General features: G+C 44.8%; 24 protein-coding genes. 1 reads left to right on the top strand and 23 read right to left on the bottom strand.

The window, feature by feature from the left end:
* Window positions 1-169: 169 nt before the first annotated feature.
* The 19 genes from BCT49_RS21390 to trmJ form a co-directional block, all read right to left on the bottom strand.
* The gene (locus BCT49_RS21390; RefSeq protein WP_102438037.1) at window positions 170-1,072 is read right to left on the bottom strand and encodes a metal-dependent hydrolase; all 903 of its coding nucleotides are present in this window, start codon (window positions 1,070-1,072) and stop codon (window positions 170-172) included.
* 133 nt (window positions 1,073-1,205) lie between these two features.
* Complete coding sequence (gene der / locus BCT49_RS21385; protein ID WP_102438035.1) at window positions 1,206-2,687, bottom strand: ribosome biogenesis GTPase Der; 1,482 nt, start codon at window positions 2,685-2,687, stop codon at window positions 1,206-1,208.
* Between the two features lie 158 nt (window positions 2,688-2,845).
* On the bottom strand, window positions 2,846-4,006 hold the full coding sequence (gene bamB, locus BCT49_RS21380; protein WP_102438033.1) for an outer membrane protein assembly factor BamB: 1,161 nt from the start codon (window positions 4,004-4,006) through the stop codon (window positions 2,846-2,848).
* A gap of 10 nt (window positions 4,007-4,016) precedes the next feature.
* Entirely contained in the window at window positions 4,017-4,631 is a 615-nt protein-coding gene (locus BCT49_RS21375; RefSeq protein WP_017106479.1) for a YfgM family protein, read from the bottom strand.
* 79 nt (window positions 4,632-4,710) lie between these two features.
* Window positions 4,711-5,979 carry a histidine--tRNA ligase gene (gene hisS, locus BCT49_RS21370; RefSeq protein ID WP_065113443.1) on the bottom strand — a complete coding sequence of 423 codons (1,269 nt, stop codon included), beginning with the start codon at window positions 5,977-5,979 and terminating at the stop codon, window positions 4,711-4,713.
* Window positions 5,980-6,049: 70 nt separating this feature from the next.
* Window positions 6,050-7,171, bottom strand: a complete 1,122-nt coding sequence (ispG, locus tag BCT49_RS21365; protein WP_009848294.1) for a flavodoxin-dependent (E)-4-hydroxy-3-methylbut-2-enyl-diphosphate synthase — start codon at window positions 7,169-7,171, stop codon at window positions 6,050-6,052.
* 7 nt (window positions 7,172-7,178) lie between these two features.
* Entirely contained in the window at window positions 7,179-8,111 is a 933-nt protein-coding gene (gene rodZ / locus BCT49_RS21360; protein ID WP_102438031.1) for a cytoskeleton protein RodZ, read from the bottom strand.
* A gap of 440 nt (window positions 8,112-8,551) precedes the next feature.
* On the bottom strand, window positions 8,552-9,694 hold the full coding sequence (locus BCT49_RS21355) for a bifunctional tRNA (adenosine(37)-C2)-methyltransferase TrmG/ribosomal RNA large subunit methyltransferase RlmN (protein WP_009848292.1): 1,143 nt from the start codon (window positions 9,692-9,694) through the stop codon (window positions 8,552-8,554).
* Window positions 9,695-10,300: 606 nt separating this feature from the next.
* On the bottom strand, window positions 10,301-10,735 hold the full coding sequence (gene ndk / locus BCT49_RS21350) for a nucleoside-diphosphate kinase (protein WP_004735101.1): 435 nt from the start codon (window positions 10,733-10,735) through the stop codon (window positions 10,301-10,303).
* A 106-nt stretch (window positions 10,736-10,841) separates the two neighbouring features.
* Complete coding sequence (gene pepB, locus BCT49_RS21345; RefSeq protein ID WP_102438029.1) at window positions 10,842-12,137, bottom strand: aminopeptidase PepB; 1,296 nt, start codon at window positions 12,135-12,137, stop codon at window positions 10,842-10,844.
* Between the two features lie 207 nt (window positions 12,138-12,344).
* Window positions 12,345-12,545, bottom strand: coding sequence for a Fe-S cluster assembly protein IscX (gene iscX / locus BCT49_RS21340; RefSeq protein WP_017098072.1), 201 nt, complete (start codon window positions 12,543-12,545; stop codon window positions 12,345-12,347).
* A 92-nt stretch (window positions 12,546-12,637) separates the two neighbouring features.
* A complete protein-coding gene (fdx, locus tag BCT49_RS21335; protein WP_004735098.1) occupies window positions 12,638-12,976 on the bottom strand; it encodes an ISC system 2Fe-2S type ferredoxin in 339 nt (112 codons plus the stop codon).
* 20 nt (window positions 12,977-12,996) lie between these two features.
* Window positions 12,997-14,847, bottom strand: coding sequence for a Fe-S protein assembly chaperone HscA (gene hscA / locus BCT49_RS21330; RefSeq protein ID WP_102438027.1), 1,851 nt, complete (start codon window positions 14,845-14,847; stop codon window positions 12,997-12,999).
* Window positions 14,848-14,869: 22 nt separating this feature from the next.
* Entirely contained in the window at window positions 14,870-15,385 is a 516-nt protein-coding gene (hscB, locus tag BCT49_RS21325) for a co-chaperone HscB (protein ID WP_009848288.1), read from the bottom strand.
* An 80-nt stretch (window positions 15,386-15,465) separates the two neighbouring features.
* Complete coding sequence (gene iscA / locus BCT49_RS21320; protein ID WP_004735095.1) at window positions 15,466-15,789, bottom strand: iron-sulfur cluster assembly protein IscA; 324 nt, start codon at window positions 15,787-15,789, stop codon at window positions 15,466-15,468.
* Window positions 15,790-15,892: 103 nt separating this feature from the next.
* Window positions 15,893-16,270, bottom strand: a complete 378-nt coding sequence (gene iscU, locus BCT49_RS21315) for a Fe-S cluster assembly scaffold IscU (protein ID WP_004735094.1) — start codon at window positions 16,268-16,270, stop codon at window positions 15,893-15,895.
* A gap of 33 nt (window positions 16,271-16,303) precedes the next feature.
* Window positions 16,304-17,518 carry an IscS subfamily cysteine desulfurase gene (locus BCT49_RS21310; protein WP_102438025.1) on the bottom strand — a complete coding sequence of 405 codons (1,215 nt, stop codon included), beginning with the start codon at window positions 17,516-17,518 and terminating at the stop codon, window positions 16,304-16,306.
* Window positions 17,519-17,545: 27 nt separating this feature from the next.
* The gene (gene iscR / locus BCT49_RS21305; RefSeq protein ID WP_017110474.1) at window positions 17,546-18,067 is read right to left on the bottom strand and encodes a Fe-S cluster assembly transcriptional regulator IscR; all 522 of its coding nucleotides are present in this window, start codon (window positions 18,065-18,067) and stop codon (window positions 17,546-17,548) included.
* A gap of 116 nt (window positions 18,068-18,183) precedes the next feature.
* Complete coding sequence (gene trmJ / locus BCT49_RS21300; protein WP_017110475.1) at window positions 18,184-18,912, bottom strand: tRNA (cytosine(32)/uridine(32)-2'-O)-methyltransferase TrmJ; 729 nt, start codon at window positions 18,910-18,912, stop codon at window positions 18,184-18,186.
* A gap of 180 nt (window positions 18,913-19,092) precedes the next feature.
* On the opposite strand from trmJ, the gene suhB reads away from it, so the two are divergent.
* Window positions 19,093-19,896, top strand: a complete 804-nt coding sequence (suhB, locus tag BCT49_RS21295; RefSeq protein WP_102279638.1) for an inositol-1-monophosphatase — start codon at window positions 19,093-19,095, stop codon at window positions 19,894-19,896.
* Window positions 19,897-20,148: 252 nt separating this feature from the next.
* On the opposite strand, the gene secF is transcribed toward suhB, so the two are convergent.
* From secF to tgt, 4 genes are all read right to left on the bottom strand, one after another.
* Window positions 20,149-21,096 (bottom strand): protein translocase subunit SecF, encoded by a 948-nt coding sequence (secF, locus tag BCT49_RS21290; RefSeq protein ID WP_102438023.1) that lies wholly within the window; start codon window positions 21,094-21,096, stop codon window positions 20,149-20,151.
* 14 nt (window positions 21,097-21,110) lie between these two features.
* Window positions 21,111-22,967, bottom strand: coding sequence for a protein translocase subunit SecD (gene secD, locus BCT49_RS21285; protein ID WP_102438021.1), 1,857 nt, complete (start codon window positions 22,965-22,967; stop codon window positions 21,111-21,113).
* 20 nt (window positions 22,968-22,987) lie between these two features.
* Window positions 22,988-23,317 (bottom strand): preprotein translocase subunit YajC, encoded by a 330-nt coding sequence (gene yajC / locus BCT49_RS21280; protein WP_010440492.1) that lies wholly within the window; start codon window positions 23,315-23,317, stop codon window positions 22,988-22,990.
* Between the two features lie 110 nt (window positions 23,318-23,427).
* Window positions 23,428-24,564 carry a tRNA guanosine(34) transglycosylase Tgt gene (tgt, locus tag BCT49_RS21275; protein ID WP_004735086.1) on the bottom strand — a complete coding sequence of 379 codons (1,137 nt, stop codon included), beginning with the start codon at window positions 24,562-24,564 and terminating at the stop codon, window positions 23,428-23,430.
* Window positions 24,565-24,708: the final 144 nt, after the last annotated feature.

Below are 24,708 nucleotides of genomic sequence, written 5' to 3'. Positions count from 1 at the left end.
GCTTTAACTATTTTGAACAGCGATCTACCCCAAAAAGAATATTTATATCACCACACACCGAAAGCATAAGTTACATGTGCTGCATTTCAATTTTAAATGGTCATTTATATCAAAAATTACATCATAAAATAGAATAAACAGCACAAGCCATTTCGATCTGTAACCTAAATCATCGAATTACATGCGTCAGCATTTCAATATGTTGGTCATCTAACTGGGTTAACTTAACTGATAATGCCTGAAGCTCTGACGTATTCTCAATGTGAGTACCACCACACGGAATAGACACGAGAGTGTCTGCATTAATCTGCCATTCCCAGTAACGAGAGTCCGTTAATGCCTCGCCTTCCAGTCTCATTGCGACTGAAGTAGACTCAGCTAGCCAGCCTGCAATCATTTGATTGATGTCGGCTTCAACCCCTTCAAGGTTTGCTAGCATGTCTGCGACGTTCAAGCCGCGCTTCTTCAAGGTTTTGCCCAAACGATACTTGTCGGTACATAGTTCTGGGGTCACAAAGCTGGTGACTTGTGCGTAGCTATTGAAGTCGTAACTACCAAGTGGATCTTTTCTATCCGCATCTTTGCGCCAGTAACTCTCAGCCAAGACTTTATTCAACGCTAAGAAAGCGATATGACCAGCACTATGCCCACGGCTCAAGCTTGCTTGATATTCTTTATCAACCGACAACTCAACTTCATCGCCAATATTAATCATAGAAGCTGATGCAGGTAGTTGGTGAACAACCACAAACGCCCACCCTTCCGTATCACGCTTAACAGGAATATCTGCTGCGATACAAAGTTTGCCAGTGGATTGTTCTATTGCACCAACAAGGCAATCTTCAACAATATACTGCTCACCATTTACGCTGACAAAACCTTGGTCTGCTGGGTGATCGGGCCAAATATGACTAACAGGGTGAAAAGGTGTGACATCGGTGATCAAGTAGGTCTGACTATCATTGTTCTCAACATAAAGCGCTTTCGCATTGAGCTGCCACGCCTGATGACAGAATTGAGTGATGGTTGGTGTGATTGCTTGCACAGATGTAATCAAATCGTTAGTTGTCATGTTGTTCTTCTTTTGAAATCGAGTCTGATTCGTTAATCCATAACGCTATCGAGACATGAAGCTATGGCTTAACGTAAATTTTGCTTAAAAAAATACCCGAGACAGGCTCGGGTATCAAATCGATTAGAAAGGGTTATTTACGGCCTTTCATCATGCTCATCATACGCTTACGTTTGCGTTCCTGAGAAATCGTTAGCTTGTTTGTTTTCGCTTCAAACGGGTTTTCGCTGTTCTGGAATTGAATGCGAATCGGTGTACCCATGATCTCTAGTGAACGACGGTAGTAGTTCATTAGGAAGCGTTTGTACGAATCTGGCAAGTTACGAACTTGGTTACCGTGAATAACGATAATAGGTGGGTTATAACCACCAGCGTGCGCGTATTTTAGTTTCACACGACGGCCACGAACCATAGGCGGTTGGTGATCATCGGTTGCCATTTTCATGATACGAGTCAGAACAGAAGTACCAACACGTGTTGTCGCTGACTTGTAAGCTTCTTGAACAGATTCAAACAAGTGACCAACACCTGTACCGTGAAGTGCAGAGATAAAGTGAATGCGTGCGAAATCAACGAAACCTAAACGGCGGTCTAGTTCTTTCTTAACGCGATCTTTAACATCGCTGTCTAGACCATCCCACTTGTTTACTGCAATCACGATTGAACGACCAGCATTCAACGCAAAGCCTAACAAGCTCAAGTCTTGATCAGAGATATTGTCTCGAGCATCAATCAGAAGTAGAACAACGTTAGCGTCTTCAATCGCTTTCAGTGTTTTAACTACAGAGAACTTCTCTACGGTTTCATTGATGTTTTTACGACGACGAACACCCGCAGTATCAATCAGAACGTATTCACGCTCATCACGCTGCATCGGAATGTAGATAGAGTCACGAGTTGTACCTGGCATATCGTAAACAACAACACGTTCTTCACCAAGAATACGGTTAGTTAGTGTTGATTTACCTACGTTAGGACGGCCAATGATCGCTAGCTTAATCGGTTGATCTTGAAGGCGCTTGAATTCTTCTTCCGCTTCTTCTTCAGTGAAATCAACTTGCTCTTCTTCTTCGTCTTCAAACTCAGTCAAATCGCTTACTTCACCATTCTCAGCTTTTAGCGCTTCAGCGAATGGGTTAAGTGCAAGGTCAATCAGTGCGGTTACACCACGACCGTGTGCCGCTGCGATTTGATACATGTCTTCAACGCCTAGCTGCCAGAAATCAGCACTTGCAGCATCAGGGTCGATACCATCAACCTTGTTCACTACTAGCATTGAAGGCTTTTCTAGTTGGCGAAGGTGTTTAGCAATAGCCACATCGGAAGGTGTTAGACCCGCACGGCCATCTACCATAAACAGAACGACATCAGCTTCATCAATCGCCGCTAGCGACTGTTCAGCCATTTTAGTTTCAACACCTTCTTCGGTACCGTCGATACCACCAGTGTCGATAACAATAAAGTCATGCTCACTAAAATGAGCATGGCCGTATTTACGGTCACGCGTTAAGCCAGGGAAATCCGCAACCAATGCATCACGAGTTCGAGTCAATCGGTTAAACAACGTAGATTTACCTACGTTCGGACGCCCTACTAGAGCAACAACAGGTACCATAACAACCTCTACAATTTCTTCTCTAAATGTAGTTATAGGTAAGCACTTGTTCGCAAGTTTAAACTCTTACCTATAACCACATGGTTTATTAATTTATAACAACAAAACGGCTCCTAGCTGTTACCAACCAGGAGCCGACTGTGAATTGTATCACGCTTTTATTGGCTAATCGTTAGTTTCTTTACATCGCCATTGCGAGTAGTCACTAAGTAGCCTTCAGGCAGTTCAATTGGCGCAACCGCAAAGCCGCTATCGTTAACTAACTGCTGAGCAACAAACTCACCCGATGAACGATCTAACCAGTGCAGATAACCTTCTGTATCACCTACAACTACATAACCATTGATAATAGCAGGTGCGGTCAGTAAACGGTTTTCTAACAATGGAGTGCTCCATAGTTCAGTGCCGCTACGCGCATCGACTGCAACCACGTGGTCTTTGTCTGTTACTACGAACAAACGGCTACCATCGCTCGTCAAATCAATCGCTGACGAGTAGTTACGCTTCCAAACTGGCTTACCAGAACGAAGATCGATAGCAATCAACTGACCATTAATACCAACGGTATACAGCGTGCCGCCAAGAACAACAGGTGACGCATCGACATCAACTAAGCGATCAATTTCCGTTGCGCCTTTTGGCGTGCCAACCGGTTGTTGCCAAATCAGCTGACCGCGGTCAACGATTGCAGCAGCCAAACGACCATTTGCCGTTCCCCAGAAAACACCACCAGAAACAGCAACAGGAGCGCTATCACCACGTAATGTTAGGCTTGGAACTTCAGTGCTAATCGTCCACTTCTGTTCGCCGCTTTCTTGATCCAAAGCGATCATCATGCCACGACTGGTATGAACCAGTACCATGTTGCTTTCAGTTGCAGGAGATGCAAGCACCTCACCGTTGACTGATACACGCCACAGTTCTTCACCGGTCGATTCGTCTAACGCGATCACTTCGCCATTTTCAGAACCTAGGAACACTTTGCCGTAAGCCGCTGTTAGGCCGCCTGATAAGCGTGCGAGCACTTCTTTTTCAAGATCGGTTTCCCACAGCTTTTTACCCGTTTCAGGGTCAAGCGCTTTAACAATACCTTCGCGACTCGCGACAAATACTTTGTCGTAAGCAAGCTCTGGCGTTAATTTTGAAAAGTAATGACCAACACCATCACCAACCGACGTAGACCATTCCTGCTTAGGAGTGAACTCGCTGTTTACTGTTGGTACTGGAGCCATGATTACGGTGTCTTCTTCACCCGCACAACCCGCTAACAGGCCAAGAGCAATCGCACACAACGCCGCTTTTGGAAACATCTTCTTCATTCAAAGCGCCTTATTTAGCTAGGTCGTCAAGTTTGATTTGAAGCGTTTGGCTCGCATCAGCAGCTTGTTGAGCTTCAGAGTAAGCACTGTAAGCCGCATCTGTGTCGCCTTTACGAAGTGAGATATCACCACGTAGTTCAGCAACACGGCCTTTCCAAGATTCGTCAGTCATCGCTTCAAGATCAGTCAACGCTGCGTCAAATTCACCTTGCTCAGCTTTGATACGAGCAACACGGTAAGTCAGTAGTGGCGCTAATGCCGCGTCCTTAGTTGCCGATTTTGCCCACTCAAGCTGTTCAAGTGCTGCTGCAAGATCACCTGCTTGAACTTGTGCTTTAGCTAACTGCATAGCAGCAAGAACAGAGTATTCAGCGTCTTTGTTTGCGTCGATGAAAGCTTGAATATCAGATTGAGCATCAACGCCCTTAGTATCAAGAGCTGAAATTACAGAGGTGTAGCTTTCTGAAGCTGCTTCACGCGCTTCAACGACTGAATCTTGGTAATAGCGCCAGCCAAATAGACCACCTAAACCAATAACCGCACCAAAGATTACGGCTTTACCGTTCTCTTTCCACCAATCTTTAATGGCTTCAACTTGTTGCTCTTCGCTATCGTAAAGTTCCACTTCCTGTCCTCTTTAATTCTTTAAACGCCAGCATAGTGCTGACGTTAATATTCATGATGAGCGTTTGCTCAATGGCTAACTAGATTAGCGCAGCTACTTTCTCTGCAACTTCCGTTTGAGACACGGTTTCTTGCACGCCGCCAACCAAATCTTTTAGTACAACGGTATTGTCAGCAACTTCGTTCTCACCAAGCACTAGCGCCACAACAGCACCTACTTTGTCAGCACGCTTGAATTGCTTCTTAAAGCTACCACCACCGAAGTGGTTCATCACGCGTACGCCTTTAACAGTGTCACGTAATTGATTCGCTAACTGCATGCCCGCGATCATTGTACCTTCGCCAGCAGCAACCATGTATACGTCAACGCTACGACGAACTTCTGTAAGTTCTAGCGTTTCCATCATTAGAACTAGACGCTCTAGGCCCATTGCAAAACCAACAGCATTAGTTGCTTTACCGCCTAGTTGCTCAACAAGACCATCGTAACGGCCACCGCCACATACTGTACCTTGCGCGCCTAGGCTGTCAGTGATCCACTCAAATACTGTGCGATTGTAGTAATCTAGGCCACGAACTAGACGCTCGTTAACTTGGTATTCGATACCAACAGCGTCAAGAAGTTCACACAAACCAGCAAAATGTTGCTTTGACTCTTCACCTAGATATTCAGATAGTCGAGGTGCGTCACCTAAGATAGCTTGAACGTCTGGGTTCTTAGTATCTAGTACACGAAGCGGGTTGGTGTGCATGCGACGTTTGCAGTCTTCATCTAATACATCGATGTGTTGCTCAAGGAATGCCACTAACGCAGTACGGTAACTTACGCGATCTTCTTGAGAACCTATTGAGTTCAGTTCTAGGCGAACGTGTTTGTCGATGCCTAGTTCACGCCATAGACGTGCAGTCATCATAATCAATTCAGCGTCTACATCTGGACCGTCTAGGCCAAACACTTCCACACCACATTGGTGGAATTGACGGTAACGACCTTTTTGAGGACGCTCGTGACGGAACATTGGACCCATGTACCATAGGCGCTGTTCATCACGATTGATAAGGCTATTTTGAATACATGAACGTACACAACCTGCTGTGCCTTCTGGACGCAGCGTTAGGCTATCGCCATTACGGTCATCAAAGGTGTACATCTCTTTTGAAACAACGTCAGTTTCTTCACCAACCGCACGGCTAAATAAGTTCGTTTCTTCAACGATAGGCATACGTACTTCGTTGTAACCGTATGCGCTCACCACACTTTTAACTGCGCTTTCTACTTTCTGCCACAGTGGTGATTGAGTTGGAAGGCAGTCGTTCATGCCTCGAATTGCTTGGATATTTTTAGCCACAGTATTTATTCCGTAATTTCTCACAACCAGGTGTTAGTGCGAATAGACAATCACACCCCATCGCGTTGTATTAATCTTCTAAGTTTTCTACATCAATGCGATTTGCTTTATCAAGCACCGATGCTTTTGCTCGGATCTTCGCTTCAAGCTTGTCGACAAGGTCATCGTTGTCAAAACGCTCTTTCTGACGTTTACCGTCTTCATAGAAGGCACTCTTGCGTGCACTACCCGCTAAACCTAAGTGAGAGACTTCAGCTTCACCAGGGCCGTTAACCACACAACCGATGATTGATACATCCATTGGGGTAATAACGTCTTCTAAGCGCTCTTCAAGGGCGTTAACGGTGTTAATAACATCGAATTCTTGACGAGAACAGCTCGGGCACGCAATGAAGTTGATGCCACGCGAGCGAATGCGCAAAGATTTAAGAATATCAAAGCCAACTTTGATCTCTTCAACAGGATCTGCCGCTAGCGAGATACGCAGCGTATCGCCGATACCTTCAGAAAGAAGCATACCCAAACCTACCGCTGATTTCACAGAACCAGCACGAGCACCACCCGCTTCGGTAATACCAAGGTGCAAAGGTTGATCAATCTGCTTAGCCAGCAAACGGTAAGAACCGACGGCTAGGAACACATCAGAAGCCTTAACGCTGACTTTAAATTGATCAAAGTTCAAACGGTCTAGGATATCGACGTGACGCATTGCGGATTCAACCAGTGCTTCTGCTGTCGGCTCTGTGTATTTCTCTTGGATCTCTTTTTCAAGAGAACCGCCGTTAACACCAATACGAATAGGGATATTCATATCACGAGCACAATCCACAACAGAGCGAATGCGGCTTTCGTTACCGATGTTACCAGGGTTAATACGCAGACAGTCAACACCGTACTCTGCCACTTTAAGGGCAATACGGTAGTCGAAGTGAATGTCAGCCACCAAAGGAACAGAAACCTGCTGCTTGATTAGCTTAAATGCTTCAGCGGCATCCATGGTCGGTACAGATACGCGAACGATATCAGCGCCAACTTTTTCCAAAGCTCTAATTTGAGCAACGGTAGCGGCGACATCAGTTGTTCTTGTGTTGGTCATGGATTGCACAGCAATTGGTGCACCATCACCGATCGGCACATCACCCACATAAATACGGGTTGATTTGCGACGAATAATAGGAGATTCGTGTTGCATATAAACTCTAAGGTAAGGTTATTCTAGCTACTTTGCCTGAAGTATACCCAGAAAGGTCAACAGGTTCACTTGCAAATGTCATTGATACGCCCTCTGGCGCACCTAGAATCACTTTGTATGGCGCAGTTCCTGAAAGATTAAGTGTCTGACCTGCTTTTTTGATACCAGTAGACAAAGTCTTGCCTGCCGCATCTTTAACTTGGATCCAACAGTCTGCAGAGAACTGCATCACTAGTTCGTTGGCTACAGGTTCAGGCGTCACTGTCTCTGATTCAGCCGCTACAGGGGTAACCTCTGCAACGTCTTGTGTCTGTTCTGCTTGCTCGATATTCTCTGAAGCCTCAGCCGCGCTAACCACTGCAAGTTCATCCGTCCTTTCAGTCGCTGAAGGCTCCTCAGTATTTTGCTCGGCTTCAATCACTTCTAATGACGTAAATTCTGGCTCTAGAGACTCTTCCACCACAAGTTCTTCTGAGCTTTCTGTGTTGGCGAGAGATTGAGATAAGGTGTCTTGCTGCTGGTTCTGCCACCACCAAAGTGATGAGATACCCGCAATCACAGCAAAGATGCTCCATGTGAGGATCATAATACGGCTGTTGTGCTTCTCTGTTTTTGTCTTACGAGAAAAGCTCAGCATTTCTTGTTCTTGGTGTTGAGCATCACCAGAGTGATGAAGCGCACTCAATACGACCTTTTCGTCAAGATTGACGTATTTCGCGTATGAACGAATGTAACCACGCATAAAGGTGGCAACCTGATCGGACTCGAATTGGTTTTCTTCAATTTGTTGGATCAGCGTAACGCGCAGTTTCAAGCGATCAGAGATCTGCTTTTGTGTTAAACCCAGAGATTCTCGTTTATTTTTGAGCAGCGTTCCCGCTTCAATTGCTGGAGCGACAGTTTCTTTCGGTTGTGTTTGTGTTTCGTGTTCTGTGTTCATAGAGAGTGAACTTCTAAATAATTATCGCAGGTTGATGAGAGCATTTTTTATTTTCGTTTAAGCTCAATCTTACAACCTACTATGTGGAATTTTTCCTGCAACCCATTTCATCAACCCTTAAAGTAGAAAACCACACGCTGTTGATGAGCGATTTTCTCAGGAAGCTAGTTTATCAAGTAGCCAACCTAAATAGACACATTGACGATTATCGGGTAACAAGCGAGCACTTAAATTAATTTAAGATTATTTAATCATAAGCTAATGCCATTACAAGGCAAAAACACTTTCGACAAAATTTACCGTCAGCTCATGGTTTTGTCCAAAATTTAACGAAAAATGTAAGAAAGCGTGGGGAAAAAATCCAATTCTTGGAAATTCACCTTCCAGAAAAGCAACAAGCCAGAAGGAATCCTTCTGGCTTGTTTCGTTCTAAATGGTATTTAAACCGCTTTTACTTGAATCACATCACCTGCGATTAAGTTAGCTTCAGAGGCGGCTTTCAGCATTTTAGTACGCTTGGTTCTATCAATAACATCACCAACCAGCTGACCACATGCGGCATCAATATCATCACCACGTGTTTTACGAACCGTTACTGTGTAGTTGTATTCCATCAGCGTTTTTTGGAAGCGATCAATACGAGAGTTGCTTGGCTTCTTGTAAGGCGAACCCGGGTAAGGGTTAAATGGAATCAAGTTGATCTTACAAGGCGTATCTTTCATTAGCTCAGCAAGTTCACGAGCGTGGTCCATATCATCATTCACATGATCCAATAGAACGTACTCAACCGTTACTTTACCGCGGTTAGCATTTGAAGAAGCAATGTAACGACGAACCGATGCTAGGAAATCTTGGATATCCCAACGGTCGTTGATTGGCATAATTTGGCTACGTAGTGCATCGTTTGGTGCGTGTAGAGAAATCGCCAGAGCTACATCGATGTTGTCTGTCATCTGATCAAGACCAGAAACAACACCAGATGTTGATACGGTTACACGACGCTTAGACAGTGAGAAACCTAGATCATCAAGCATCAGCTCCAATGATGGAATTAGGTTCTTCATGTTCAGCAGAGGCTCACCCATGCCCATCATTACGACGTTAGTAATTGGACGACGACCCGTTTCTTTCTCTAAACCGATTTCACGTGCAGCACGCCAGATTTGACCAACGATCTCTGAAACTTTCAGGTTACGGTTGAAGCCTTGTTGAGCGGTAGAGCAGAATTTACATTCAAGCGCACAACCTACTTGCGAAGATACACATAGCGTCGCACGGTCACCATCTGGGATGTATACCGTCTCAACGTCTTGGTCACCAACGCTCATAGCCCATTTAATGGTGCCATCCGCAGAGTGCTGAGCTTCAGAAACAATAGGTGCAACAATCTCACAGCGATGCAGCAGTTTCTCACGTAATTTTTTGTTGATGTTGTTCATTTGTTCGAAGTCATCGACACCGAAGTGATAAATCCACTTCATCACTTGCTCTGCTCGAAACGCTTTCTCATTCAGTTCTTCTGTGAAAAATTTACGAAGACCTTTACGATCAAAATCGAGTAGATTGACTTTAGCTGTGGTCATGATGCCTCTCAATGACGGAACAATAATTAAGGGCGCGAATTGTACAGCCTTTACGCAACTTCAACAAGCACTGTAAAACCTTGTGTTTACTAAGACATTCAAACTTAAGTGATTAAAATTTACACAGCTAAATTTACCTGCTTACGTTTGGCCAATTCAAAGCGAGATTCCCGATTACACTCCTTCGTCGCTTTCGGGAATGACGGGCTTTAACCACCGAATACTCGCGCCTTTCTCCGACCTCCAACTAACGCTACTTGTTCGTCATTCCAGAACCGAGGAACGAGGTATCTGGAATCTCCAATAGTAAACTCAGATTCCCGATTTCACACCTCTGTCGCTTTCGGGAAAGACGGGCTTTAAGCACCGAATACTCGTGCCTTTCTACGACCTCCAGCTTACGTTATTCGTTACCTTCTCAGCCTTCCAACTAACGCTACTTGCTCGTCATTCGAGAACCGAGGAACGAGGTATCTGGAATCTCCAATAGTAAACTCAGACTCTCGATATGCTCCTTCTTCACTTTCAGGAATGACACTCGAACTCTCCAGAAACGAAAAAGGCTTCACCGAAGTGAAGCCTTTGTTGATACTTGCTGTTGTCTGCTTATTCAGCTGGACGTGGGCAAATTTCAGATTCTGGGAAGAAGAATTCGATTTCGCGAGCCGCAGACTCAGGGCTATCGCTGCCGTGTACTGAGTTGTAACGCATGCTGATTGCGTAGTCAGCACGGATAGTGCCGCATGCCGCTTCTTCTGGGTTAGTTTTACCCATTAGTTCACGGTAACGAGCAATAGCGTTTTCGCCTTCAAGTACTTGAACCATGATAGGACCAGAAGTCATGAACTCTTTAAGTGGTCCAAAGAACTCTTTACCTTCATGCTCTGCGTAGAAGCCACTTGCTTGTGCTTCTGTAAGAGAAACCATTTTAGCGGCAATAATCTGTAGGCCAGCCTTTTCAATGCGGTGGTAGATTTCACCGACAAGGTTACGCTTAACTGCATCCGGCTTAACAATTGAGAACGTTCTTTCTAGAGCCATAGGGATTCCTTCACTTCATTTTTTTGTTATTAAATACTGAAATTACTGAGATCATTCGATCTGAGTTTATGAATAAGCGGTATCGAAATACCGCTCACTCTTATTATTATTTTGCTTGGTCGATAAGAAGACGAGCCAGTGTACGAACACCCATACCAGTCGCGCCTGCAGCCCACTTATCACTTGATGACTTACGGTAAGTACCCGCGCAGTCCATGTGAATCCAACCTTTTTTGTAGTCATCTACAAAGTAAGAAAGGAACGCAGCAGCGGTACTTGCACCCGGTGTGTAATCACCAGAGCTGATGTTTGAAAGATCAGCAAAGTTTGAAGGCAACATACCACGGTGGAAATCAGCAAGAGGCAATGACCATAGGCCTTCTTTCTCTTGGTTTGCAGCTGTTAGTGCTTGATGAGACAACTCATCATCGAAACTCAATAGTGCGTGGTAGTCGTTACCTAATGCATTTTTAGCCGCGCCAGTTAGCGTTGCACAGTCAATGATCAGCTCAGGATTCTGTGCGCTTGCGAACATCAGACCATCAGCTAAAACTAAGCGACCTTCTGCATCGGTATTCATGATCTCGACTGTCTTACCATTTTTGTAAGTAATGATGTCGCCAAGCTTCAATGCACGACCAGAGATCATGTTCTCAGCACAACATAAGATAAGCTTGATACGCTTGTTTAGGCCACGTTCGATCGCTAGACCTAAACCGCCCGTAATAGTCGCCGCACCACCCATGTCAGCCTTCATTGCTGTCATGAATTGACCTGGCTTGATGCTGTAACCGCCAGAGTCGAAAGTGATACCTTTACCCACAAGACAAGCAAACACAGGTGCGTTTTCATCGCCAGTTGGGTTGAAATCCAGTTGCAGCATTGCTGAAGTACGCTCAGAGCCGCGGCCTACTGCGTAGATGCCTTCCCAACCTTCAGTTAGGAGATCTTTGTCTTTAACGATTTTTGCTTTAACAGTGCCTGCTGGAGCCACTGACTTGATGTATTCAGCTGCCATTGTCGCTAATTGACGAGGGGCAACTTCTTCAGCCGTTTTGTTGATGATGTCACGAGTCCAATCTGTCGCGCGGATACGTGCTTCTAATTCAACTTGATCAGCTTCAGCTAGAGCATCCCACTCCAATGCATTCTTTTTCTTTGGTCCACGGTAGCCTTGGTAAAAAGCCCAAACACTTTCTAGATCCCAACCTTCACCGCTAAGTGCAACCAGTGCGATACCTTGTCCGTCAAGCGTACGACCAGCACGTTGAACCGCACCTAAATCGTGGCCTTCACCAATGTGAATTGTCGCTCCCGCTTCCGAAAACGATAAGATAGCTCTTGCTCCCCACTGAGGCTGGGCAGCTTCTTGACTTAAAAATACTGACATCTGTGTAGACATGATTTCTCCTTGTCTTTGAACCACGTTGAGTGAGTGATTCTGATTATTTTTTATTAGCGCTCTGATGTTAGCATTATGTAGAAGTAAAATGTCATTTTGATAAAAAAACGGACCATAAGGTCCGCTTTTTTTAGTAAGAATTGTTAACTTGGCTGTGTTTTATATTGGGTAAATTCCAACCAACGGCCAAATTATAGAACAAGAGGGTTAGTCCATCTCATCCATCCAGCATAAAATAATGGCCTCTAAAATTTTCTCATTCGAGTGATTCGGCTCATCATCAAAATCTTCAAGATCTAACACCCATTGATGCAAGTCCGTAAAACGTACGGTTTTAGGATCAGTCTCTGGGTATAAATCACATAGCTCAATCGCGATATCTCGCGAATCAATCCATTTCAAGCTCATAACACTTCCTTATCTTTATCAGCGACGATTTGTCATCTTAATGATTTATATTCTATGCCAATTTTACTAACACGTTTAGTCGAGCAGAGTTCTTAGTGCTCTTCAGAAGCTAAGTTCAATGTGTACTTTGGAATTTCAACTACTAGGTCTGTATCAGCTACTTTAGCTTGGCAACCAAGACGAGATTCCATTTCCAGACCCCATGCTTTATCAAGCATGTCGTCTTCTAGGTCATCACTTTCTTCTAATGAGTCGAAACCTTCACGAATCACGACATGACATGTAGTACATGCACACGACTTCTCACATGCGTGTTCAATACCAATACCGGCCTTCAATGCAACATCAAGAACCGTCTCACCAGTTTTTGCTTCTAAAACAGCGCCTTCTGGACATAGATCTTCGTGAGGTAAAACAATAATCTTTGGCATGTTTATCTATTCTCTAACTATTAAATATTATCGACTGACTGACCTGACAGTGCAGCTCGAATTGATTTATCCATACGACGAGAAGCAAAGTCTTGGCTCGCTTTGTCGGTATTCTTAATTTCTAGTTCGATGGCATCAGCGCTTTCGCCATTGCGCACTTCAATCAGTGCCTCAATAGCTTGCAGAAGTTGCTGCTTTTCTGGCTCATCAAGCAGCTCATCGCCATCCGCTTGCATTGCTGCAATAAGGCCTTCGATAACACGATCCGCTTCTACACGTTGTTCAGCTAGAGCACGCGCTTGCATGTCTTCTTTAGCAAACGTCATCGAATCTTTCAGCATATTCGCCACTTCATTATCACTTAAGCCGTAAGACGGTTTAACCTGAATCTCAGCTTGAACACCTGTGCTCTTCTCCATAGCGGTAACCGATAGCAGGCCATCAGCGTCTACTTGGTAAGTCACACGAATATGCGCCGCGCCAGCCGCCATTGGTGGAATGCCTTTCAGAGCAAAACGAGCCAATGAACGACAGTCATCAACCATCTCACGTTCGCCTTGCACGGTGTGCACTGTCATTGCAGTTTGACCGTCTTTGAACGTGGTAAATTCTTGTGCGCGAGCAACAGGGATCGTGGTATTGCGTGGAATGATCTTTTCGACCAAGCCACCCATGGTTTCGATACCTAGAGAAAGCGGGATAACATCAAGCAATAGCATTTCAGAGTCAGGCTTGTTGCCTACTAAAATGTCCGCTTGGATAGAAGCACCAATCGCAACCACTTCATCAGGGTTAATGCTGGTTAGTGGCGTACGACCAAAAAAGTCACCCACCATTTCACGTACAAGCAATGTACGAGTTGAACCGCCGACCATCACTACTTCTAGAACATCATCCGCGTCAACTTCAGCATCTTTCAATGCACGACGGCACGAAAGCAGTGTTTTCTTAACCAATGGCTTGATGATGCCTTCAAACTCTTCACGAGTTAACGAACCAGACCAACCTAACACTTCAACATCAACGCTTTCAGTTTCAGATAAACCTATCTTAGCGTCTGTTGCAGCATCCAAAAGGATACGATTCTGTTCTGCTGTAAGCTCTGTTAAGCCCATTTGCTCTTGGGAGTGTTCTGCGATCAAGTGGTCAAAGTCGTCTCCGCCTAATGCAGAGTCACCACCTGTTGCTAATACTTCAAAGACACCTTTAGACAGGCGTAGGATAGAGATATCAAACGTGCCACCGCCAAGGTCATAAACCGCAATCACGCCTTCTTTGCCTGAATCCAAACCGTAAGCAATCGCTGCCGCAGTAGGTTCATTAAGAAGACGTAATACGTGAAGACCAGCAAGTTGAGCCGCGTCTTTCGTACCCGCACGCTGTGCATCATCAAAATACGCAGGAACCGTAATCACGGCGCCAGATAATTCACCGCCTAGCGTAGACTCAGCACGTTGGCCAAGCGCTCGTAGAATATCAGCAGAAACCTGAATTGGGTTCTTGTTGCCTTGTTCTGTACGGATCACAGGTAGACCATTATCACTTTCTTCAAACTGATATGGCAGAGACGGGTATCGCTGTTGAATATCCGACAGTGAGCGACCAATTAATCGCTTTACTGAGATAATGGTATTTTTAGGGTCAGTCTGCGCGTTAGCACGAGCTTCATCGCCAGTCGTATAAGATTCCGACTGGTAGTGAACAACTGAAGGTAAAATGCTTCGACCTTGTTGATCAACAAGTGTGCTCGCCTCGCCACTGCGTACTGCAGCAACCAACGAGTTTGTTGTACCTAAATCAATACCCACTGCAAGCTTGTGCTGGTGAGGAGCGGCGCTTTGCCCTGGTTCTGCAATCTGAAGTAGTGCCATGGATGTGTCCTTGTTATACAAACTAGCCGATCAAACGATCTTCAACTAATTCGATTTCATTCTTTAATTTTGCAATAAACTTAAGCTTTCTTACTCGGTCTGCAGCTTCTAGCCAAGCTTCGCTTTCGAGTTCTTGTTGGATAGCACTTAATTGTTGTTTATACATTTTGCTAACCTTGCCTTCAAATGCAAATAGCGCATCTTCAGGGTCAGAACTGTCTGCGATATCTTCCAGCTCTTCACGCAGTTCCATTTGCTCCATCAGGAACATAGGATCTTGCATGGTTTGTTGTTCGCCACGAATGTCTTCTCCGTGTTGAACCAACAGGTATTCTGCTCGGCTGATTGGATTCTTCAATACCTGGTACGCATCGTTGATTTGTGCCGCTTTTTGCACGGCTAATAAGCGGTCACGCTCAGAAGCTATCGCAAATTTATCAGGATGGAATTGGCGTTGCAGATCTCTAAACTGAGAAGAAAGAAGGCTACCATCCAGTTGAAACTGAAGTGGTAGCCCAAATAATTCGAAATGATTCATGTAAAGGTGGTCCTAAGTTTAGGCTCTTTGTTCAGAGCCTAATTTTATTCTTCGCTTACAACGCTTAACGACTCAAGCGTTTAAACATTGAAGCTCTCACCACAACCACATTCGCCTTTCGCGTTAGGGTTGTTGAATTCAAAACCTTCGTTTAGGCCTTCTTTTACATAATCAAGCTCAGTACCGTCTAGGTATACTAGGCTCTTTGGATCAATGATGACCTTAACACCTGAATGCTCAAACACTTCGTCTTCTTCGTTAAGCTCGTCAACGAATTCCAGTACATACGCCATACCCGAACAGCCAGTAGTTTTTACTGCTAAGCGTAACCCGAGACCTTTACCACGGTTATCTAGGAAAGCTTGAACTCGGCTTGCTGCCGTATCTGTCATGGTGATGGCCATACTACAACCTTGTGTTTTATATAAATTGAGAACTCAGGTGGGAGCACAAAGGGTGCTCCCAAATATTACTTATTTTGTCGACGTGATTACGGTATTGAAGCGATTAGTGCTTCTTTTTGTAATCCGCAACAGCTGCTTTGATTGCATCTTCAGCAAGAATTGAACAGTGAACTTTCACTGGTGGCAACTCAAGCTCTTCTGCGATTTCAGAGTTTTTAATAGCAGCTGCTTCATCAATACTTTTACCTTTAACCCACTCTGTAACTAGTGAGCTAGAAGCGATTGCGCTACCGCAACCGTAAGTCTTGAATTTTGCGTCTTCAATAATACCTTCTGCAGATACTTTGATTTGCAGTTTCATTACGTCACCACAAGCCGGTGCGCCAACCATGCCGCTACCTACACTTGGGTCTTCTTTATCAAACGAACCTACGTTACGTGGGTTTTCGTAGTGATCAATTACTTTTTCGCTATATGCCATGATAGTTACCTCGAATCCTCTATTTCCGTGAGATTAGTGATGAGCCCACTCAACAGTGTTCAAATCAATCCCTTCTTTATACATATCCCATAGAGGAGACATGTCGCGTAATTTGTTTACCGCTACACGAATTTGTGCAATCGCGTAGTCGATTTCTTCTTCCGTTGTGAAACGGCCGAATGAGAAACGTACTGAGCTGTGTGCCAGTTCATCGTTTAGACCAAGAGCACGCAGAACATATGAAGGCTCTAGGCTTGCTGATGTACATGCAGAACCTGATGATACTGCTAGGTCTTTCAGAGACATAAGCAGAGACTCACCTTCAACGAAAGCGAAGCTCACGTTTAGGTTGTGTGGTACACGTTGGTCTAAGTCGCCATTTACGGTTACTGCTTCTAGATCTTGAACACCTTTAAGTAGGCGTTCACGAAGTGCTAGTGCGTGATCGTAATCTTTCTGCATATCTTGCTTAGCGATAGCAAATGCTTCGCCCATACCCACGATTTGGTGAGTTGCAAGCGTACCAGAACGGAAACCACGTTCATGACCGCCACCGTGCATTTGCGCTTCTAGGCGAATACGTGGCTTACGACGAACGTACAAAGCACCGATGCCTTTAGGGCCATATGCTTTGTGTGCAGAAAATGAAATAAGGTCTACTTTCATCTCTTTTACGTCTAGTGGGATTTTACCCGCAGACTGAGCCGCATCAACGTGGAAGATGATCTTGCGTGAGCGACATAACTCGCCGATTGCAGCGATATCTTGGATTACACCAATCTCGTTGTTCACGTGCATGATAGAAACAAGAACTGTATCTTCACGCATTGCAGCTTGTAGCTTGTCTAGATCGATGATGCCGTTAGCTTCTGGATCAAGGTATGTAACCTCAAAACCTTCACGCTCTAGTTGGCGACATGGATCAAGAACCGCTTTATGTTCTGTTTTACACGTAATTACGTGCTTACCTTTCTTCTCATAAAAGTGCGCTGCACCTTTAATCGCAAGGTTGTCTGACTCTGTAGCACCTGACGTGAAAACAATTTCACGTGGGTCTGCATTTAGTAGATCGGCAATTTGCTCACGAGCATTATCTACTGATTCTTCTGCCTGCCAGCCATAACGGTGTGAACGAGACGCAGGGTTACCGAAGTTACCATCCATCGTCATACACTGAACCATCTTTTCAGCAACACGTGGATCGACTGGACATGTAGCTGAATAGTCAAAGTAAATAGGCAGTTTCATTTTCTACTCCAATGTAAAAACTGACCGCTAAGAGCGGGCATTAACACCGTGAGGTGCTGCACTAATCGTTGTAGTGCTCGTATTTTTTTGTGCAAAACCATTATTAACCGCAAGATCGATATCTTGACGATCAGAAATCTGTAAAACTTCGTTATCTTTCATTAGCTCACCGAGCGTAATGTCATTTAAGAAGCTGCTAATACGGGAGCTTAAATCACGCCATAAGGTGTGAGTTAAACAACGACTACCACCTTGGCAATCTGCTCTACCGTGGCACTTAGTTGCATCAACTGATTCGTCTACTGCAGCAATCACAGTTCCGACAGCGATGTCGCCCGCTTCAGCACCTAGGCGGTAACCACCACCAGGACCACGAACACTAGCAACTAAGCCAGCTTTACGTAACTTAGAAAATAGCTGTTCTAAGTAAGATAACGAAATACCCTGTCGCTCTGAAATGTCAGCCAGAGGAACTGGGCTTTTTTGCGAATGCAGTGCTACATCTAGCATAGCTGTTACCGCATATCTTCCTTTAGATGTAAGTTTCATATCACACCGTATCCACATTGTTTATGTGGTTGGAATTTTCCCATACCCGACTAAATTGGTCAAGTATTTAGTTGACTATTTTAGTCAGGTATTCACCCCTACCTATTGCATGGGCTTTATTTATCTTTATTACTCTTCTCAATTGAGGTCAAAATACCACGTAGAGTATTGATCTCTTGCAGTTCTGGACGAGCTCGACTGAATAGACGACGTAGCTTGTTCATCACCTGACCAGGCTTGTCCTTAGAGATAAATTGGGTATCGATGATCACTTTTTCAAGGTGTTCGTAGAACATTTCTAGTTCTTCGTGACGAGGATAGTCATCTTGTTGCTGCGGCTGATATTGGCTAGCAACCATATCAAGGTGTGCCACGCGAACTTCATAGCTTAGCGTTTGTACCGCCATTGCTAGGTTCAGTGAACTGTACTCAGGATTCGCAGGGATACACACATGGTAATGACACTTTTGTAGTTCATCATTTGTTAGACCAGTACGCTCACGGCCAAAGACTAACGCTACAGGGTGTTTTTGACCTTCAACTGCAAACTTTTCACCACATTCACGCGGCTCAAGCATTGGCCATTCGAGCGTACGTGAACGCGCACTCGAACCTACCACCAAACCACAGTCTTTTACTGCTTCATCCAGTGTAGAAACAATCGTCGCATTTTCTGCGATGTCACCTGCACCCGCTGCCAGTGCTAAGGTCTGCTCGTCAACTTCACATTGAGGATCGACAAGAACCAATTGACTCAAACCCATCACTTTCATTGCGCGAGCTGCTGATCCGATATTTCCCGAATGAGACGTACCAACCAGAACGACTTTTACATTGTCTAACATGCTATATGACACCACTTTAAAAATAATCGCGAGATATTAACACATAGCTAAGTAAAATGGTCAGACCCTTCTCGTAATGTGAATTCAAGAGTTCAAAAAACAACCACTTCCCTTTTGCAAAAAATTTGGTATACTCGCCGCCGCTTTAAACTGTTCTTTAACATCTTGTGGGAAAAACCTATGCATCCAATGCTAAACATTGCGATACGCGCTGCGCGTAAAGCTGGCAACCATATTGCTAAATCTCTAGAAACAACTGATAAGATCGAAACGTCTCTAAAAGGTAACAACGATTACGTTACTAACATTGCTCAAGAAGCTGAGTACATGATTATTGAGACAATCAAATCATCTTACCCAGAGCACAGCATTATTTCTGAAGAGTCAGGCCTAACTGAAGGTAAAGACTCTGACGTACAATGGATCGTTGACCCACTAGATGGCACCAACAACTTTGTAAAAGGTTTCCCTCACTTCTCAGTATCTATCGCTGTTCGCATGAACGGTCGTACAGAAGTTGCTTGTGTTTATGATCCAATGCTAAACGAGCTATTCACAGCTCAACGTGGCGCTGGCGCACAACTTAACAACGCTCGTATGCGTGTTACTCAACTTAAAGACCTTCAAGGTACTGTTCTTGCTACTGGCTTCCCATTCAAGCAAAAACAACATTCTGAATCTTTCATGAAAATCATCACTGGTCTATTCGTTGACTGTGCTGACTTCCGTCGTACTGGTTCTCCAGCTCTTGACCTATGTTACCTAGCGGCTGGCCGTGTTGACGGTTACCTAGAACTAGGCCTTAAACCATGGGATCTAGCAGCTGGCGATCTAATCGCTCGTGAAGCTGGTGCTATCATGACTGACTTTGCTGGCGGTACTGATTACATGACTTCTGGTAATGTTGTTGCTTCAAGCGCACGTGGTGTTAAGTCTATTCTTAAGCACGTTCGTGAGAACGCAAACGAAGGTATGCTGAAGTAATTCAGGCCTTACGTTAAAGCTCCCTGTTTCAAGGGAGCGTAGAAATTCTAAAGCCTCGCGATTGCGGGGCTTTTTTGTATCTGCTCTTCAAGAGACGAGAGACGAGAGACGAGCAAGGTGGCGCTTAGTTGCATCGAGTGCAACTCACTTCAACGTTAAATTGCATTGAGCTCAGCCACAAAATACGGATGTAAAAAAACCGCTAGGCTACTAGCGGTTTTTTTGGTTTATCGAAACAGTTTAAGCCAAGGCTTAAGGCATTTCTTCAAACTCTTCGCCTTCTTTTTCCACTTGTGGTGGCATTAGGTGTTCACGCGTGATACCCAACTTCATAGCTAGTGCTGATGCAACGTAGATAGAAGAGTAAGTACCAACCGTAATACCCAATAGAAGTGCAGTCGCGAAACCGTGAATCATAGCACCACCCTGTACAAACAGAGCGATAACCACGAACAACGTCGTACCAGAAGTAATCAAGGTACGGCTCAATGTTTGTGTGATTGAGCTGTTCAACACTTCAGGCGCTTCGCCTTTACGCATCTTACGGAAGTTCTCACGAATACGGTCAAATACCACTATGGTATCGTTGAGGGAGTAACCGACCACCGTCAGCAAGGCTGCCACGATAGTAAGGTCTACCTCAATTTGCATTAGAGAGAACACACCTAGTGTGATGATAACGTCGTGCGCTAGGGCTAATACAGCACCGGCAGCCAATCGCCATTCAAATCGTACTGATACGTAGATCAAGATACAGATTAGAGAAACTAAGATCGCAAGACCACCAGCTTCTGTTAGTTCATCACCCACGTTTGGACCAACGAACTCGATACGACGCATCTCAACTTGCTCACCAGTACCATCTTTAATTGCAGACAGGATTTGGTTACCAAGCGTTTCACCCGCAACACCGTCACGTGGACGTAGACGAACCATTACCTCACGCGCAGAACCAAAGTTCTGAACCGTAGCATCACCAAAGCCTTCAGCTTCTAGTGCACTTCGGATATCGGGTAGGTTTGCTGGTTCCTCAAAACCCACTTCAATCAGAGTACCGCCAGTAAAATCTAGACCCCAGTTCAACGATTTCGTTGTTAGGGTGAAGATAGCCGTACCAATCATCAAGATAGAGAATACAAAGGCAACCTTTGACCAACGCATAAAGTCGATCATTTTTTCTGCTTTTAGAATCTGAAACATATTAATTCCTAGCCTTAGATCGACAGTTTCTTAACACGTTTACCGCCGTACATCAGGTTCACGATACAACGTGTTCCGATAATAGCTGTAAACATTGAAGTCAAGATACCGATTGATAACGTTACTGCGAAGCCTTTAATCGCACCTGTACCGACAGCAAATAGAATGATTGCTGTTAATAGTGTGGTGATGTTGGCATCAGCGATTGTACTAAATGCGTTTGCATAACCTTGGTGAATCGCTTGCTGTGGACTGCGTCCATCTCGAAGTTCTTCACGTATACGCTCAAAGATAAGAACGTTGGCATCGACTGCCATACCGACCGTCAATACGATACCGGCAATACCTGGTAGCGTCATTGTCGCACCAGGAATCATCGACATCACACCAATAATCAACACCAAGTTAGCCATCAGAGCGACGTTCGCAATCAAACCGAAAGTACGGTAGTAAAGCAGTGTAAACAGCATTACTGCAGCCATACCCCAAACCATCGCCATGATACCCATATCGATGTTTTGTTGACCCATAGATGGACCAATCGTACGTTCTTCTACAATCGAGATAGGAGCAATCAATGCACCAGCACGTAGTAGAAGTGCCAAGTTATGAGCTTCAGCCGTTGAATCGATACCTGTAATACGGAAGTTACGGCCAAGCGCAGATTGAATCGTCGCTTGGTTAATCACTTCTTCGTGCTTACTTAGGATCACTCGGCCTTCAGGTGTTTTACGACCGCTGTCTTTGTACTCTGCAAATACGGTTGCCATTAGCTTACCGATATTTTGACGAGAGAACGTAGACATCTTGCTACCACCTTCGCTGTCTAGCGAGATGTTAACTTGTGGGCGACCATATTCATCAACACTTGAGCTTGCATCTGTAATGCTAGAACCGCCTAAGATAACGCGTTTCTTAAGTACGACAGGGCGACCATCACGGTCTTGCTTGATTTCACTACCAGCAGGAGCACGACCAGAAGCTGCAGCGGCCAAATCGGCACTGCTGTCCACTTCGCGGAATTCAAGAGTTGCGGTTGCGCCTAAAATTTCTTTAGCACGAGCCGTGTCTTGAACACCTGGCAATTCCACTACGATACGGCTAGCACCTTGACGTTGAACCAAAGGCTCAGCAACACCAAGTTCGTTAACACGATTGCGTAGAATGGTAATGTTTTGCTCTACCGCGTAGTTGCGGATTTCTTGAAGGCGAGTTTCAGTGAAGTTAGCAATCAAAGAGAAACGACCGTTAGATTCTGAATCTACGAACGTCATATCTTGGTGCTTAGATTGCAGTAGCGATTTCGCTTCAGCAAGCTGCTCTTCGTTACGCAGAATCACTTCTACGGCATCTTTACCCGATGGGCGAATAGCACGGTAACGGATTTTTTCTTCACGAAGTTCGCTACGGAACGCTTCTTCTTGTTGGCCAACGAGCTTTTCCATTGCAGCGTCCATATCCACTTCCATTAAGAAGTGAACACCACCACGTAGGTCAAGACCCAGTTTCATTGGTGCAGCACCAATAGACTCGAGCCAATCAGGAGTTGAAGCAGCTAGGTTTAAAGCAACGATAACGTCATCGCCTAGTGCTTCTGTGATGATATCACGGGCACTGATTTGCGTATCTGTATCGTTAAAGCGAACAAGAATGGAACCGTTCTCTAGAGCAACGGATTTAGTAGAAAGGCTCTTTGCTTCAAGAGCGTCGGTGACAGCATCCAGCGTAGACAGATCTACAGAGGCGCCGCGCGCCCCTGTAACTTGAACTGCCGGATCTTCACCGTATATATTTGGAAGTGCGTACAACGCAGCGATAGCGATGGCAAACATCACCATCAAATACTTCCATAACGGATAACGGTTTAGCACAGCGAGGATCCTCTAGCTGTTTATAGAGATTTCAGAGTACCTTTTGGTAGCACTGCTGTAACGAAGTCTTTCTTGATAACAACTTCGTTGTTTGCGTTCAGTTCGATAGCAACGTAGTCGCTGTCTTCTGCAATCTTAGTGATCTTACCAATCAGACCGCCGCTCGTTAGAACTTCATCGCCTTTGCCCATAGAAGACATAAGGTTCTTATGCTCTTTTACGCGCTTAGCTTGTGGACGGTAGATCATGAAGTAGAAGATCACAGCGAACATACCTAGCATGATAAGCATTTCGAAACCGCCGCCTGCTGGTGCACCTTCTGCTGCTGCGTGAGCTTGAGAAATAAACATTAAAAACATCCTCTATTATATTTTAGTAATTGTTTGTCTAATTGGGTTGTATCCCTTTATTTTCAAGCCCCATCACTCGGAAGAGAGATAGGGCTCGCAAAAAAGAAATACTAAGATTCTTTACCTAGTGGTGGCACTTCACGCCCCATTCTTGCGTAGAACTCAGCAACGAACTCTTCAAAACGGTCTTCATCAATAGATTGACGAATGTCTGACATGATTCGTTGGTAGAAACGCAGGTTATGGATAGTGTTTAGTCTTGCACCTAGGATTTCATTACAGCGATCCAAATGATGTAAGTAAGACTTACTGTAGTTCTTACAAGTGTAACAGTCACAATCTGAATCTAGTGGTGTTGTATCGGTTTTATGCTTCGCATTACGGATCTTGATCACACCTTCAGTCACAAACAAGTGGCCGTTACGTGCATTTCGCGTTGGCATAACACAGTCAAACATGTCGATACCACGACGAACACCTTCAACTAAGTCTTCAGGTTTGCCTACGCCCATCAGGTAACGTGGCTTATCTTCAGGCAGTTGAGGACATGTGTGCTCAAGAATACGGTGCATGTCTTCTTTTGGTTCGCCTACTGCTAGGCCACCAACAGCGTAACCATCAAAACCAATTTCTGTTAGGCCTTTAACGGATACATCACGAAGGTCTTCGTATACGCCACCTTGAACGATACCGAATAGTGAGTTCGGGTTTTCTTGCTTATCAAAGTGATTGCGTGAACGCTGAGCCCAACGAAGAGACATCTCCATTGAGTCTTTAGCTTCTTTATGCGTCGCAGGATAAGGCGTACATTCGTCAAAGATCATTACGATGTCTGAACCTAGATCCTTTTGGATTTCCATCGACTTTTCAGCGTCCATGAAGATCTTGTCACCGTTTACAGGGTTACGGAAGTGAACACCTTCTTCAGTGATTTTACGTGTAGCACCTAAGCTGAATACTTGGAAACCGCCTGAATCAGTCAGAATCGGACCTTTCCAGTTCATGAAATCGTGCAAGTCACCGTGCAGTTTCATGATTTCTTGACCAGGGCGTAACCATAGGTGGAACGTATTACCTAGTAGGATTTCAGCACCGGTGTCTTTCACTTCTTCAGGAGTCATGCCTTTAACCGTACCGTAAGTACCTACTGGCATGAACGCTGGTGTTTCAACGCTACCACGTTCAAACTGAAGTTGACCACGACGTGCGCCGCTGTTTGTTTTTTTAAGTTCGTATTTTAATTTCACGAAGCCTCCAATATGCCAGAGAAACAATCTGACTGATAATTCAGAACCTTAAGCTAAACATAAGTTCAATCTAGCGAGTTCTATGAGGAGCGGTCGCGTATTCCTTGCGAGAGATTAGACAGTGACCTGCCCGACTCCTAGCCT

Source organism: Vibrio lentus (genome assembly GCF_002875945.1).
Taxonomy (GTDB): domain Bacteria; phylum Pseudomonadota; class Gammaproteobacteria; order Enterobacterales; family Vibrionaceae; genus Vibrio; species Vibrio apostichopi.
Note: the sequence above shows the minus strand (reverse complement) of the source record. Positions and strands in the feature narration are given on the sequence as shown.